This window comes from Saccharopolyspora elongata (assembly GCF_004348985.1).
GTDB classification, from domain to species: Bacteria; Actinomycetota; Actinomycetes; order Mycobacteriales; family Pseudonocardiaceae; genus Saccharopolyspora; species Saccharopolyspora elongata.
This window is the reverse complement of sequence record NZ_SMKW01000032.1, coordinates 17,370-30,634: the sequence shown is the minus strand read 5'-3', so window position 1 is coordinate 30,634 and position 13,265 is coordinate 17,370. Positions and strand designations below refer to the sequence as shown.

Genomic DNA, 13,265 nt, shown 5'->3' with positions numbered 1-13,265 from the left:
AACCCGTCGGTCCCACGACATAAGGTCGGCCCCCGGCGAGAGGAAAACGATGACGGTGCTGAGCCTGCGCGAGCTGAACCGCGCGACCTTGGAGCGGCAACTGCTGCTGCGCCGCTCCGAGCGGTCCGCGGTGGAGGTGATCGACCACCTCGTCGGGATGCAGGCGCAGGCGCCGTTCCCGCCGTACTTCGGCCTGTGGACCCGAATCACCGGGTTCCGGCCCGACGACCTGGCGCAGCGTCTGCTGGACCGCAGCGTGGTCCGCATCGTGCTGATGCGCGGCACCGTCCACCTGGTCTCCGCCGCCGACTGCCTGCTGCTGCGCCCGCTGGTGCAGCCGATCATGGATCGCGGCCTGCGCACGAACAACCAGCACCGGGACGAGATCGCGGAGCTGGACCACGCCGAGCTCGCCGCCGCTGCCCGGGAACTGCTCGACGAGCAGCCCCGGACGGCCGCCCAGCTCGGCCCGCTGCTCGCCGAGCGGTGGCCGGATCGGAAGCCGGCGTCGCTGGCGCACGCGGTCCGCAGCCTGCTGCCGCTGGTGCAGGTCCCGCCGCGCGCGATCTGGGGTCGCAGCGGCCAGCCGACCTACGCGACGGCCGAAACCTGGCTCGGCCGCCCGCTGGCCACGGAGCCCGCGCCGGAGGACGTCCTGCGCCGCTACCTCGCGGCCTTCGGCCCGGCCACGGTCGCGGACATGCAGACCTGGTCCGGCCTCACGGGCTTGAAGGCGGTCGCGTCGAAGCTGGATCTGCGCAGCTTCCGCGACGAGAACGACCGCGAGCTGCTCGACCTCCCCGACGCGCCCCGCCCTGATCCCGACGTGCCCAGCCCGCCGCGCTTCCTGCCGCCGTTCGACAACCTGCTGCTCTCGCACAAGGACCGCACCCGCGTCATGCGGGAGGACGACCGCAAGCGCCTGTTCGCCGTCAAGAACGCCGTGCTGCCGGGCACGATCCTGGTCGACGGCTTCCTGCACGGCACCTGGCGGATCGACCGGCGGAAGAACTCCGCGACGCTCCTGGTCGAGCCGTACCGGAAGCTGTCCGAACAGGATGCCGATGCCATCGAGGCGGAAGGCCGGCGGCTGCTGGAATTCGCTGAGCCGGATGCCGGCCACGACGTCCGGATCGCCGAAGTCGATCAGTAACAGGTGTTTACCTGGCGCATTCGGCGGAATACCCTGCTCTTGATCGTTTCGACCCCGGACCGAGCGGACCCTTCCCCATGGCAACTGCTGACAGGCCGCAGATCGACACCACCAAGCCCAGCATCGCGCGGGTCTACGACGCCTTCGTCGGTGGCAAGGACAACTTCGAGGTGGACCGCCAGGTCCTGCAGCAGATCCAGAAGATCGCGCCCGAGGCGGTGCAGGTCGGCAGGCAGTGCCGGGCGTGGCTGATCCGCGTGGTCCGGTTCCTGTCCGGCCAGGCCGGCATCGACCAGTTCCTCGACCTCGGCTCCGGGCTGCCCACCGCGGAGAACACCCACCAGGCGGCGCAGCGGCTCAACGCCGAGGCCCGGGTGGTCTACATCGACAACGACCCGTCGGTCGCTGCGCACGGCCGCGCGCTGCTGGAGGAGAACGACTACACCCACTTCGCGGTCGGCGACCTGCGCAATCCCGCGGAGATCCTGTCCGACCCGGTGGTGACCAAGTACCTGGACCTGAGCCGCCCGGTGGCGCTGATCCAGTGCAACACCCTGCACCACGTCACCAACGACGAGGATCCGCAGGGCATCATGTCGGCCTACGTCGACGCACTGGCGCCGGGCTCCTACCTCGCGATCTCGCACCTGCACAACCCGGCCGACGGCAGCTCGCGGGCCGAACTCGCGACGGAGTCCCAGCTGCGGTTCAACTCGATGATGGGCAGCTGCTACTACCGCAATCGGGACGAGATCCAGGATCTGTTCTGCGGGCTCGAAATGGTCGAGCCGGGCCTGTCGTACCTCTTCGACTGGTGGCCCGACGGCCCGCGTCTCACCGAGCCGTCCGACGCCGAGCACAACCTCCTCGGCGGCGTCGCCCGCAAGGCCTGAAAAGAGCCGGGGGCGTTCCGGGCGGCTGCCCGGAACGCCCCCGATCTCGTGCCTGGATCAGCCGGGCTGCCGAGAGGTCCAGTGCCTCATGGCGTGCTCGACCAGCGCGATCAGGGTCCGCTTGGTCGACTCCCGGTCCCGGGCGTCGCACGGCCCGATCGGCACGTCCGGGCCGATCGCCATGGCCTCGCGGACCTGTTCGATCGAGTGCAGCATCTGGCCGTCGAACAGGTTCACGCCGACCAGGTAGGGCAGCCCGCGGTCCTCGAAGAAGTCGATCGCCGAGAACGAGTCCGCCAGCCGCCGGGTGTCCACCAGCACGACCGCGCCGATCGCGCCGCGCACCAGGTCGTCCCACATGAACCAGAACCGCTGCTGCCCGGGCGTGCCGAACAGGTACAGGATCAAGTCGGAGGCCAGCGAGATCCGGCCGAAGTCCATCGCCACCGTGGTGGTCGTCTTGTTCGGCGTGGCGCCGAGGTCGTCGACGCCACGGCTGGCCTCCGTCATCACCGCCTCGGTGGTCAACGGCACGATCTCCGACACCGACCCGACGAACGTCGTCTTGCCGACCCCGAAACCACCCGCGACGACGATCTTCGCCGACGTCGACGTGGTGCTGCCCTGGTTGACGGCCTGCGGCGGCGCGGAGCCGAGCTGGGGCGCGCTATAGCCGACGGAGTCCACTCAAAACCCTTTCCATCAACACCATGTGTGGTGCGCTACCGCTTTCGCTCACCGTCTGGTGCACGGTGATCAACCCCAGTTCGGCCATGTCGGCCAGGAGCACGCGGGCGACCCCGATCGGCACGGACAACAGCGCCCCCACCTCCGCCACCGACCTGGGGTGCTGGCACAGCTCGGCGATCGACTGGTGCTCCAGCCGAACCGCCGCGCCCGGCTGGTACACGTCCCCCGTGGAGACCAGGGTTTCCAGCTCCAGCTTGTGGTTCGACCTGGTGCGCCCGCCGGTCCAGGTGTAGGAGCGGATGCTGGACGCGGCCGGCGCCTCCGGCTCGACGGGTTCGTCCGGGTACGGCTCCTGCCGGCCCTCGTAATGGCCGTAGTCGCCGTACTGGTCGTCGTACCCGTCGTCGTACTGGTCCTCGTAATGCTCGACGGGCTGTTCCTGCGGCTCGTCGCGCTTGCGCTTCTTGCGCCCGCTGCCGAAGGTGAACCCGTTGACGACGTGGGCGAAGCTGTCGTCCCCCGAGCTGTCCCGTCTTCGGCCCTGCCGTGGGTATTCAGAGTGTCTACTCATCGCATCCTCACACCAGTTGGCCGGTGAACGCGTTCGGCGCCCCCTGCAGCTGCGACCGGATCTCCGGGGTGAGCATCTGGCCGACGCGCTCCACGAGCATGGTCATCTCGTAGGCGACCAGTCCCATGTCGCACTGCGGGGCGGCGAGCACGGTCAGGCAGGAGCCGTCGCTGATGCCCATCTGCAGCAAGGTGCCGCGCTGCATCTCGACGATCGTCTGGACCACTCGCCCGGCCTCGAAGCACTTCGCCGAGCCCTGGGTGAGGCTCAGCAGCCCAGAGGCGACCGCGGCCAGCTGATCGGCCCGGTCCCTGGGCAAGGTCGCCGAGGCGGTCAGCACCAGGCCGTCGGCGGACACCACGATCGCGTGCGCCACACCGGCCACGCGTTCGGTGAAGTCAGTGATCAGCCAGCCGAACCTGCGGGAAATGATCTCCTGAGCAGTCATGCAACCTCCTGTTCGTTGCCGCGGTGATCACGCCTTCGCGCTGCGGAATCCATGTCAGCCCTCGTCGGTTGCTCGGTGCCGACCACGACTGATACCGCTCTGGAAGTCGGCCAGCCGACCGCGGAGTTGATCCGCGTCGCGCTGGAAGGGCTCGGCCTCGGCCTGGCGCTCGGCATTCGTCACGCTGCCCGGCACCAGGTGCGCCTTCGGGGTCCGGCGCGGCAGGCCCGCCTGGGTGAACGACGCCGGCTGCGGGTTCGCCGCGGCCTCCGCCGCCTCGCGCGCCTTGTCGGCGGCGAAGTTCCAGGCGTCCGCCCCGGAGGTGTCCGGGATCCAGGACGATTCGGCGGCCGCCGGGCCGTCCGATCCGGCCGGCTCCGTCCACGGGTCCTGTTGTGCAGGCTCCGACAACCAGGAACCCGCCCCGGAGGTCTCCGCGGGCGTTTCCGCAGGCACGTCGGCCGGGTGCCCGAACTGGACACCGTTCTGGGCCAGCCGCCGGCTGATGTCCTCCGCGCTGCGGGAGGGCTTGTCGGCCGGCGGTTCCGTCTGCTGCTGCCCGCGCGGCACGCGGCGCGGCAGCCCGGACGAGGTGACCGACGGCTCCTCCGGCCGCCGGTCGTCCGGCGGGAAGTCCGAGCTCGACGGGAAGCCCGCCGGTTCGCCCTCCGCGTCGGGCCAGCCGAAATCGTCGGCGGCGGCCTGCTCCTTCGCGTACGGGTTCTCGCCGGCCGGCTGGAACCACTGGGTCGATGCCTCGGTGAACAGCGGCGCCTCCGCCGCGGGCCGCTCCGCGGGCGGCTCGGCATCCGGCCAGTCGACGCCCAGGTCCGAGGACACCGCGCGCGGCTGCTGCGGGATGCCGAGCGGCGCGTCGAAGAGGTGCTCCGTCGGCGATTCCTCCCGGGTGGGACCGGACTCGAAGAGGCTTGCCGTCGCCGGTTCCTGCCACGGCGAGCTGTCCTGCGCCGGTTCGGGCTGCGCACCGCGACGCGGCAGCACACCGGACGTCGGCAGGTCCGTGTGCGAGTGCCCGTTGCGCTGTCCCGGCGGCGTCGCCGTGGGCTGCAGGGCCGGGCCGGGTTCGACCGAGACGACGTGCTCGGCCGGGATCATCACGGTCGCCCGAACCCCCTCGACGTCCGGCCCGCCGTGCAGCTCGACGCCGACGCCGTGGCGAACCGCCAGCCGTCCGGCGACGTACAGGCCCATCCGCCGCGAGGTGCCGAGGTCGTCCTCGTCCGCGTGGGCCAGCTGCTCGTTGGCCCGGGCGATCTCCTCGTGCCCCATGCCGATGCCCTGGTCCAGCACGTCGAGCACCACCGTGCCGTCGCCGGACTGGTAGCTGGACACCGTGACGGTCGTGTCCGGTGCGGAGAAGTTGGCCGCGTTGTCCAGCAGCTCGGCGACCAGCCGCACCAGGTCGCTGGCGGTGTGCCCGCGCAGCTTGACCGCCGGCGGCGGCTGCACCACGACCCGCGGGTACTGCTCGATCTCGGACACGGCGGCGCGCAGCACGTCCGCCATGGCGGTGGGCTGGGTGAAGCGGCGCGCCAGGTCGCTGCCCGAGAGAACCATCAGGTTCTCGTTGTTGCGCCGCATCCGGGTGGCCAGGTGGTCCAGCTGGAACAACCGCGCGAGCTGGTCCGGGTCTTCCTCGTCCTGCTCCAGCTGCTCGAACAGCCGCAGCTGCCGTTCCAGCAGGCTCTGGCTGCGCCGCGAGATGCTGATGAACACCTCGCCGTAGCCGCGCCGCAGGTCCGCCTGCTCCACCGCGAGCCGCAGCGCCTGCTGGTTCACCTCGTCGAAGGCGCGGGCCAGCTGGCCGACCTCCTCGGTGGTGTCCACCGGGAACGGCTCGACGACGGCGTCGGCGATCCGGCCCTGCCGGATGCTGGACACCGCCGCGGGCAGCTCGTACTCCGCGGCGTCCAGCGCGCTGCTGCGCAGGTCGCGCAGCGAGCCGAGCAGCTGCCGGGCGATCACGATGATGATCGCGGCGGCGGCGATCAACGCGGACAGCAGCAGCACCGAGTCCCAGCCGGCGGCGTTGCTGGCCTCGTCCTCCAGCCGCGAAGCGGTGGCGCGCACGTCGGTCGCGAGGTCGTCGTGGCCCTGGTCGATCAACGCGACCGAAGCTTCGGTGGCGGTGTTCCAGGCGTCGCGCTGCACCGAGAACTCGCCGGAGAAGATGTTGTCGGTGCTCTCTCGCACGATCGCGTCGAGCATCCGGTTGCGATCCACGATCGCCGGGGCGGTGAGCGTCTGGTCCAGCCGCTGCTGCCAGTACGCGGCGACGGTGGAACGAGCATCGCCGATCTTGCTGAGCAGCCGGGCCCGCGAACCGCTCAGGTTCTCCAGCGCCACCGATTCGATGTCGGCCTCGGTCAGCCCGGTCAGCACCCAGGCCTGCTGCAGCCGCACTTCTTCGGTCAGGCCCAGCATGTCCTGCAGCGCGGTCGCCGTGCTGGACAGGCTCCGGTCGGCGACGCTGCTGCTCAGCGCGCGGTCGAGGGCCAGCACCGAGTTGATCACGCGGGTGTAGTCGCCGATCGCCTTGGCCGGGCTGATCCGGTGCTCGCGGATCTGCTGGCGGAGCTGCCCGAGCCCGTCCAGCAGGGGCCGGAGCTCGCCGTAGCGGTCGGCGATGACGCCGGTGTCGACGTCGGGCGAGGCCAGGATCTGCCCGAGGTCGGCGACCGCCCGGTCCACCGCGGCGGTCGGCTCCTCGGCGGCGGCGAGGTCGCCGTCGCCGACCAGGAACTCGACGGAGCGGGTGCGCTCGTGCTGGACGCCGACGAGTAGCGGCTCGACCCGATCGACCGCGTTCAGCACGTCCGCGACGCGGCCGTACTCGGCGGCGCGGTCGACCTGCCACCGGATCTGCCCGATACCGAGCGTGATCGCGAAGATGACCGGCACCAGCACGACAGCGCCCAGCTTCGTCGGCAGCGACCAGTTACGCCACTGCACGACGTTGTCGCGTACCCGCTCGAATCCACCCGCGCTCACGAGCGCCCTCCAGGCTGCGAGCTCGGGGCCTCGTGCAGGTCAACCAAGGTCTGGACCCTCTCGGGCGAACAATGCGTTGGAGAACGGCGCATGCGTGCGATCCCGCAATCGTCGTCTGGGCTGTCGGGGGTGAAATCCAGCCGCGGTCGAGCACTACCCGACGCCCGGAAACGGCTTACGGTACGGCACCGTACCAATGCGTGATCAGATTCACTCAGAGTAACTATGAGCGTCCCCGGTTGGCGCATTTCGAACACTGGTACCGAACCGTGACCTTCCAGATCGCGCGACTGTCTTTCAGTGCCCAAGCACTATAAGGCCCAGGACCGCGGATAGCACCGGGGGCTTTTTCCCATTCCGCTACGACAAACAGGCGATGTAACACCGAGTGTTCGAACCCGACTCCACACCCGGGGGCTTTTTCACTCGTTCAGCCTAGAGCGAGGTAATCCACTTTGGTCGCGAGCAGCGCAAAAGACCTGGTCAGTAAGATCATGAGCGCCGAAGCTGGACCTCTGACCTGGCAATACCGGACAGTAACCAAGCGTCGACGACCGGCCTCGCCGAGGCCCGCGAGCCGCTCCGCAACCGCCGAAACCACGTGGGGATCACCACACTGTCGATCTCGCGCGGCACATGGTTAGAATTCCCCGCCACCGCCAGGCCCTTCAGCCGAGCGGCCAACCGCGAAGTCCCAGGAAGGATGCATGAGCAACGCAACGCAATCCGCGCTGCGCGGCGGTCCCCGCGACCAGCCCGGAAATCCGCGGGTGGCCTTCGGTGGAATCGACAAGAGCTCCGTTCGCGCGACTAACGAACGTCCTGATTTCGCCGCTATCCAGCAGAGCCCTGAATTCCGCGACCTGCGCCGCCGACTGAAATGGTTCATTTTCCCGGCTACGGCGTTTTTCCTGATCTGGTACCTCGGGTACGTGGCGATCGCCGCCTACGCCCGGGATTTCATGGCCCAGCCACTCATCGGCGAGATCAACGTCGGCCTGGTCATGGGTGTCGGTCAGTTCGTCACCACCCTGGGCCTGACCGCGCTCTACGTCCGGTTCGCCCGCCGCCGCGTCGACCCCGAGGTCGACCGGATCCGACAGGACGCTGGGGAGTCCGACCAGTGAACGAACCGCAGCTGATCCCGGCCGACAACGCCATCATCAACACCAGCGTCTTCGCGGCGTTCGTGCTGATCACGCTGTTCGTCGTGTACCGGGTGAGCAACCGGGGCACCTCCAGCGACTACTTCGTCGCGGGCAGCTCCTTCAGCGGTGTGCAGAACGGCATCGCGCTCTCCGGTGACTACCTGTCGGCCGCGTCGTTCCTGGGCATCGCCGGGGCGATCGCGGTCTACGGCTACGACGGCTTCCTGTACTCCATCGGCTTCCTGGTCGCCTGGCTGATCAACCTGCTGCTGCTCGCCGAGCGCACCCGCAACACCGGCCGCTTCACCATGGGCGACGTGCTCAGCTTCCGGATGCGCCAGCGCCCGGTGCGGGCTGCGGCGGCGTCCTCGACGCTGGCCATCACGATCATCTACATGATCGCCCAGATCGCCGGCGCGGGCGGCTTGGTCGCCCTGCTGCTCAACGTGCACGGCAAGTTCGGCCAGGCCCTGGTGATCGCCGCGGTCGGCGCGATCATGATGATCTACGTGCTGGTCGGCGGCATGAAGGGCACCACCTGGGTGCAGATCATCAAGGCCGCCATGCTGCTGCTGTCGGTATTGATGATCACGATCTTCCTGCTCGGCAAGTTCGGCTACAGCTTCACAAACCTGCTGCAGCACGCCGCCGAGAACAACCCGCACGGCCGCGACATCTTCGCCCCGGGCGTCCAGTACGGGAAGTCCGAACTGACCAAGCTGGACTTCGTGTCGCTGTCGATGGCCCTGGTGCTCGGCACCGGCGGCCTCCCGCACGTGCTGATGCGGTTCTACACCGTGCCCAACGCCCGCGAGGCCCGCCGCTCCGTGGTCTGGTCGACCTGGGTGGTGGCGACGTTCTACATCTGCACCCTGGTCATCGGCTACGGCGCGGCCGCGCTGGTGGGCACGGACGCGATCCTCGACGCGCCGGGCGCGGAGAACTCTGCAGCCCCGCTGCTCGCCTACCGGATCGGCGGCACGGTGCTGCTGGGCATCATCGCCGCGGTCGCCTTCGCCACGATCCTGGCGGTGGTGGCGGGGTTGACGCTGACCGCATCGGCGTCCTTCGCGCACGACATCTACGCCAACGTGATCCGCCGCGGCGACATCGACTCGGACTCCGTGGTGCAGGTGGCCCGGTTGACGGCGCTGGTGATCGGCGTGGCCTCGATCCTCGGCGGCATCCTCGTCATCGGGCAGAACATCGCGTTCCTGGTCGGCCTGGCGTTCGCGTTCGCCGCCTCGGCGAACCTGTCCACGCTGCTGTACTCGCTGTTCTGGAAGCGGTTCAACACCACCGGCACGCTGTGGGGCATCTACAGCGGGCTCGGCTCCTGCCTGCTGCTGGTGATCTTCTCGCCGGTGTTGTCCGGTTCGCCGGACTCGATCATCCCGAGCGTGGACTTCGCCTTCTTCCCGCTGAAGAACCCGGGCATCGTGTCCATCCCGGTCTCGTTCATCTGCGGCATCATCGGCACCTTCGTGGGCAAGGACGCGGTCGACGAGGACCGCCAGGCGGAGATGGAGGTCCGCTCCCTGACCGGCATCGGCTCCCGAGCCGGCTGACACCGACTGGATTCCAGGCTCGTTTTGCGTGGGGTGCGGGTAGCGGAACCTCAGACGCCGCCTGGTCTCCGGGATCCCCGACACACGTATGACCAATACGACGCGTCGGGGCTGTCCTCGCCAGACGACGCCTGAGAACCCGCGGCGGTGCAAGCTGCGAGGGTGGGCTAAGCGGCTACGCCGCTTGCGAAGGCCTTCGATCATGCGAGCCAAGCTTCGCGGTCCCGTATGGATCGTGCTTTGAAGCAGCCGCGAACAAGTGTTGGAACCTTCGGGAACGGCCCCGGGACTCGGTGTCCCGGGGCCGTTCTCGTCTGCACGCACCGCAGCGGTGGCCCGACCGGTGCTAACCCACAGGTGGGCTCCGCCGTGCGCCCGATCGCCATGGGTCACCGGCCGTCCGGTCGCCGTGCTCGATTGCGCTCTACCCAATCGGATACTGCCGGGCGGCCGCAATTCTCCATAAAATGGAACTGCCCGCCAACGGGGCGCTTCGGCAATAGCAGGGGGCAATGGGAAGCGCTCCGGCGGGCGAATCGGGGGGTATTCCATGCGAACGGTTCGCAATGCACTGCTCGCTGCGGTCACCGCCGCCGTCCTGCCCATGTCCGGGCTGGGCACCCAGGTCGTCACCATCGCGGCCGAAGTCAAGAACGGCCTGGTCGAGCTGGCCCAGAAGGCTTCCCACGGCCGGTCGGGCGACTTCCGCGAACCCGGGGTGCTGATCCGTTCGGCGCCCGATACCGGCAGCGCCGCACGCGGCGTGGGAAATCCCGGCGACGACGCCAGCATTCGCCAGGCGACCCGTGGGGAATCCGTCCGCTGCCCGGACGGATCTGCGAATTCGGAATGGTTCGACATCACGAATCGCCGCACCCGCGTCAGCGGATTCGTCAGCGGCTGCTTCCTATGATCGAGTCGCATTCGGCCGCCGGGAATGGGCGGGTCAGAAATCCTGATCAGATCCGCGCAGCCCGGCAGGCCGCAACCGACGCAGGCGCACGTGCCGCGCGAGCCTGATCACCGGCCGCACCGCGAGCTCGCAGCTGCCCAGCAGGAACAGCCAGGTGCCCGCGGTCACCGTGGACTCGTGGAAGAACAGCAGGCTGCCGACGGCGAACCAGACGGCGATCAGGAAGTCGTTGACGATGCTGATGACCTCGTACCGCCGCCGGATCAGCAGCTCCTCGCGCCCGATCCGCAGCACCAACGGGCCCGACTCGGCCGGATCTCGCATGATCCGATTGTCCGCGAGCCGGGCGAACTCCGCAGGTCAGCAGGGCTAGCCGACGGCAGCGGCGGCCGCTCGTCCGGCCTGCCGGCCAGAGAACAGGCAGCCGCCGAGGAACGTGCCCTCCAGAGCCCGGTACCCGTGCACACCGCCGCCGCCGAAGCCCGCGACCTCCCCGGCCGCGTAGAGCCCGGGCAGCGGCTCGCCCGAGTCCTGCAGGACCCGGCCGGACAGGTCGGTCTCCAGCCCGCCCAGCGTCTTGCGGGTCAGGATGGACAGCCGCACCGCGATCAGCGGCCCGGCGGCCGGGTCCAGCAGCCGGTGCGGCTCGGCGACCCGGATCATCCGGTCGACCACGTAGCGGCGGGCCGCGCGGATGGCGATGACCTGCTCGTCCTTGCCCAGCCCCGACTCGACCTGGCGGTCCCGGGCGACGATCTCGCGTTCCAGCGCGGCCGCGTCGATCAGCGGCTCTCCGACCAGGTCGTTCATCCCGTGCGCCAGCTCCGGCACGGTGCGCCGGACGACGAAGTCGGAGCCGCGGCGGACGAACTCGGCGACCGGTCCCGGCGTGGCACCGCCGCCGCGCTGCAGCAGCTTGCGGATGCTGCGGTCGGTCAGGTCCGGGTTCTGCTCGGAGCCGGACAGCGCGAACTCGCGGCTGATGATGCGCCGGTTGAGCACGAACCAGGTGTAGTCGTGGCCGGTCCGCACGATGTGCTCCAGCGTGCCGAGGGTGTCGAAGCCCGGGAACAGCGGCGAGGGCAGCCGGCTGCCCTGCGCGTCCAGCCACAGCGACGACGGGCCGGGCAGGATCCGGATGCCGTGCTTGCTCCAGATCGGCGCGTAGTTGCGGATTCCCTCGGTGTAGTGCCACATCCGGTCCGGGTTGATGATGTGCCCGCCCGTGCGGGACACCACCTCCAGCATCCGCCCGTCCACGTGGTCGGGCACCCCGGCGATCATCTCCTTCGGCGGCTCGCCATAGCGCTTGGGCCAGTTCCGGCGCACCAGGTCGAAATTCCCGCCGATGCCGCCGGACGCGACGACCACCGCCTGCGCGTGCAGCTCGAAATCGCCTGCCACGTCGCGAGAACTCGGCTGCCCGCGCTCCACCGCGCTCGGCACGAGCACTTCGCCGCGCACGCCGGTCACCGCTCCGCCGCTGGTGATCAGCTCGCTGACGCGGTGCCGGAACCGGAACGTCACCAGGCCGCGCTCGGCGGCCTCCCGCACGCGGCGGATGAACGGGGCGAGCACCCCGGGGCCGGTGCCCCAGGTGACGTGGAACCGCGGCACGGAGTTGCCGTGCCCGGTCGCCAGGTGGCCGCCGCGCTCGGCCCACTGCACCAGCGGGAAGAACCGCACGCCCTGCTCGACCAGCCAGGAGCGCTTCTCCCCGGCGGCGAAGTCCACGTAGGCCTCCGCCCACTGCCGGGGCCAGTGGTCCTCGGGTCGGTCGAACCCGGCGGAGCCGAGCCAGTCCTGGAGGGCCAGCTCGTGGGAGTCGCGGACGCCCAGCCTGCGCTGTTCCGGGGAGTCCACCAGGAACAGGCCGCCGAACGACCAGTGCGCCTGGCCGCCCAGGGCGGCTTCGGGTTCCTGGTCGACCAGCACGACCCGGCGGCCCGCGTCGGCCAGCTCCGCGGCGGCGGCCAGGCCGGCCAGGCCGGCGCCCACCACGATGACATCAGCGTCCAACGTCACTGCCGACCTCCGCACTACCGAGTGGTAACCGAGTGCCTGTATACCGCAGTCGGGGACGCTCCGACAGCCCGTCCGGCCGATCGCCACGGCGCCGCGACATTGCGCGCAGGCGCGGAATTCCACCCGGTCGGGGTGTATCCAGCAAATTCGCTGGCATTCCGATCCGGGCTTCGGGAATCTTGTTTTCAGCGCGCCGATTTCGGTCGCGATCTACTCATTATCCGCCCATGAAAGGGTTTTAGCATGTCCAAGTGCGCTTCTTCCGCCGCGTCGTGCCGAATCGCGATCCGCTCGTCCACCCGGCGAGGGGCCTGGCGGAGCGGCCTCCGGAGAATAGCCGTCCCGGTGCTGTCCGTCCTCGCCGCGATCGCGGTCGGCGCGGGCGGAGCCTACGCCGCGCCACCCGAAAGTCCTTGCCCGGCAGGATCTTTCTGCACTTGGCCGGAGGAGAACTTCACCGGCCAGTCACACGAGGTCGGCCTCCAGGCGACCTCGTTGGAGCAGTGCGTCCGGCTCCAGCAGGGCGCGGAGGCGCGGTCCTTCGCGAACAACACCGGCCGGCCGGTGACGGTCTACCAGGATCCCGACTGCGACACCGAAGCGGAATTCAGCACGTATCCAACGGGTTCCCAGAATCCACGGGCGACTTACGTCGCGCGAGCAATCAAGATCTGGTCGCACTGACCGGCGAGACCCTGCCTCGACACGCAATTTGCTGCACAGGCGGAATCTCAGACGCCGTCGACGACATCCCGTTCGCGCATTCACCGATGTGCAGCGCCGATGTCGTCCTCCCGAGGCGACGCCTGAGAACCCGCCGCAGGAACCAGGCGCAGCACCGATT

General features: G+C 69.4%; 12 protein-coding genes. 6 read left to right on the top strand and 6 right to left on the bottom strand.

Annotated elements, in window-relative coordinates; genetic code table 11:
• Window positions 1–49 precede the first annotated feature (49 nt).
• Window positions 50–1,153: a winged helix DNA-binding domain-containing protein gene (locus tag E1288_RS23280; RefSeq protein WP_132488440.1), complete on the top strand. Its 1,104-nt coding sequence runs from the start codon at window positions 50–52 to the stop codon at window positions 1,151–1,153.
• Window positions 1,154–1,230: 77 nt separating this feature from the next.
• A complete protein-coding gene (locus E1288_RS23275; protein WP_132488438.1) occupies window positions 1,231–2,046 on the top strand; it encodes an SAM-dependent methyltransferase in 816 nt (271 codons plus the stop codon).
• 57 nt (window positions 2,047–2,103) lie between these two features.
• Here E1288_RS23275 and E1288_RS23270 read toward each other — a convergent pair whose 3' ends face one another.
• From E1288_RS23270 to E1288_RS23255, 4 genes are read right to left on the bottom strand one after another with little or no spacing between them, the layout of a single operon-like run.
• Complete coding sequence (locus E1288_RS23270; RefSeq protein ID WP_132488436.1) at window positions 2,104–2,733, bottom strand: GTP-binding protein; 630 nt, start codon at window positions 2,731–2,733, stop codon at window positions 2,104–2,106.
• Entirely contained in the window at window positions 2,714–3,307 is a 594-nt protein-coding gene (locus tag E1288_RS23265; protein WP_132488434.1) for a DUF742 domain-containing protein, read from the bottom strand. The genes E1288_RS23270 and E1288_RS23265 overlap by 20 nt, the downstream gene beginning before the upstream one ends.
• 7 nt (window positions 3,308–3,314) lie before the next feature.
• Window positions 3,315–3,755 carry a roadblock/LC7 domain-containing protein gene (locus E1288_RS23260; RefSeq protein ID WP_132488432.1) on the bottom strand — a complete coding sequence of 147 codons (441 nt, stop codon included), beginning with the start codon at window positions 3,753–3,755 and terminating at the stop codon, window positions 3,315–3,317.
• 54 nt (window positions 3,756–3,809) lie between these two features.
• Window positions 3,810–6,767 carry a nitrate- and nitrite sensing domain-containing protein gene (locus E1288_RS23255; protein ID WP_132488430.1) on the bottom strand — a complete coding sequence of 986 codons (2,958 nt, stop codon included), beginning with the start codon at window positions 6,765–6,767 and terminating at the stop codon, window positions 3,810–3,812.
• A gap of 707 nt (window positions 6,768–7,474) precedes the next feature.
• Here E1288_RS23255 and E1288_RS23250 point away from each other — a divergent pair.
• From E1288_RS23250 to E1288_RS23240, 3 genes are all read left to right on the top strand, one after another.
• Window positions 7,475–7,894, top strand: coding sequence for a DUF485 domain-containing protein (locus E1288_RS23250; protein WP_207954507.1), 420 nt, complete (start codon window positions 7,475–7,477; stop codon window positions 7,892–7,894).
• A complete protein-coding gene (locus tag E1288_RS23245) occupies window positions 7,891–9,483 on the top strand; it encodes a solute symporter family protein (protein ID WP_132488428.1) in 1,593 nt (530 codons plus the stop codon). Before E1288_RS23250 ends, E1288_RS23245 begins: the two co-directional genes overlap by 4 nt.
• 550 nt (window positions 9,484–10,033) lie before the next feature.
• Complete coding sequence (locus E1288_RS23240; protein ID WP_132488426.1) at window positions 10,034–10,396, top strand: hypothetical protein; 363 nt, start codon at window positions 10,034–10,036, stop codon at window positions 10,394–10,396.
• 33 nt (window positions 10,397–10,429) lie between these two features.
• Here the strand turns inward: E1288_RS23240 and E1288_RS23235 are convergent, their stop codons facing one another.
• Together E1288_RS23235 and E1288_RS23230 are read right to left on the bottom strand one after the other, a co-directional pair.
• Window positions 10,430–10,720 (bottom strand): YrhK family protein, encoded by a 291-nt coding sequence (locus E1288_RS23235; protein ID WP_132488424.1) that lies wholly within the window; start codon window positions 10,718–10,720, stop codon window positions 10,430–10,432.
• A gap of 45 nt (window positions 10,721–10,765) precedes the next feature.
• Window positions 10,766–12,421 (bottom strand): FAD-binding dehydrogenase, encoded by a 1,656-nt coding sequence (locus E1288_RS23230; RefSeq protein ID WP_132488422.1) that lies wholly within the window; start codon window positions 12,419–12,421, stop codon window positions 10,766–10,768.
• 345 nt (window positions 12,422–12,766) lie between these two features.
• On the opposite strand from E1288_RS23230, the gene E1288_RS23225 reads away from it, so the two are divergent.
• Window positions 12,767–13,105: a peptidase inhibitor family I36 protein gene (locus E1288_RS23225; RefSeq protein ID WP_207954506.1), complete on the top strand. Its 339-nt coding sequence runs from the start codon at window positions 12,767–12,769 to the stop codon at window positions 13,103–13,105.
• The last annotated feature ends 160 nt before the right edge of the window (window positions 13,106–13,265 follow it).

Bases quoted from the DNA above. Each gene is read 5' to 3' on its own strand.
- E1288_RS23250 (WP_207954507.1), top strand. From the start codon at position 7,475: ATGAGCAACGCAACGCAATCCGCGCTGCGCGGCGGTCCCCGCGACCAG.
- E1288_RS23275 (WP_132488438.1), top strand. From the start codon at position 1,231: ATGGCAACTGCTGACAGGCCGCAGATCGACACCACCAAGCCCAGCATC.
- E1288_RS23260 (WP_132488432.1), bottom strand. From the start codon at position 3,755: ATGACTGCTCAGGAGATCATTTCCCGCAGGTTCGGCTGGCTGATCACT.
- E1288_RS23280 (WP_132488440.1), top strand. From the start codon at position 50: ATGACGGTGCTGAGCCTGCGCGAGCTGAACCGCGCGACCTTGGAGCGG.
- E1288_RS23265 (WP_132488434.1), bottom strand. From the start codon at position 3,307: ATGAGTAGACACTCTGAATACCCACGGCAGGGCCGAAGACGGGACAGC.
- E1288_RS23240 (WP_132488426.1), top strand. From the start codon at position 10,034: ATGCGAACGGTTCGCAATGCACTGCTCGCTGCGGTCACCGCCGCCGTC.
- E1288_RS23235 (WP_132488424.1), bottom strand. From the start codon at position 10,720: ATGCGAGATCCGGCCGAGTCGGGCCCGTTGGTGCTGCGGATCGGGCGC.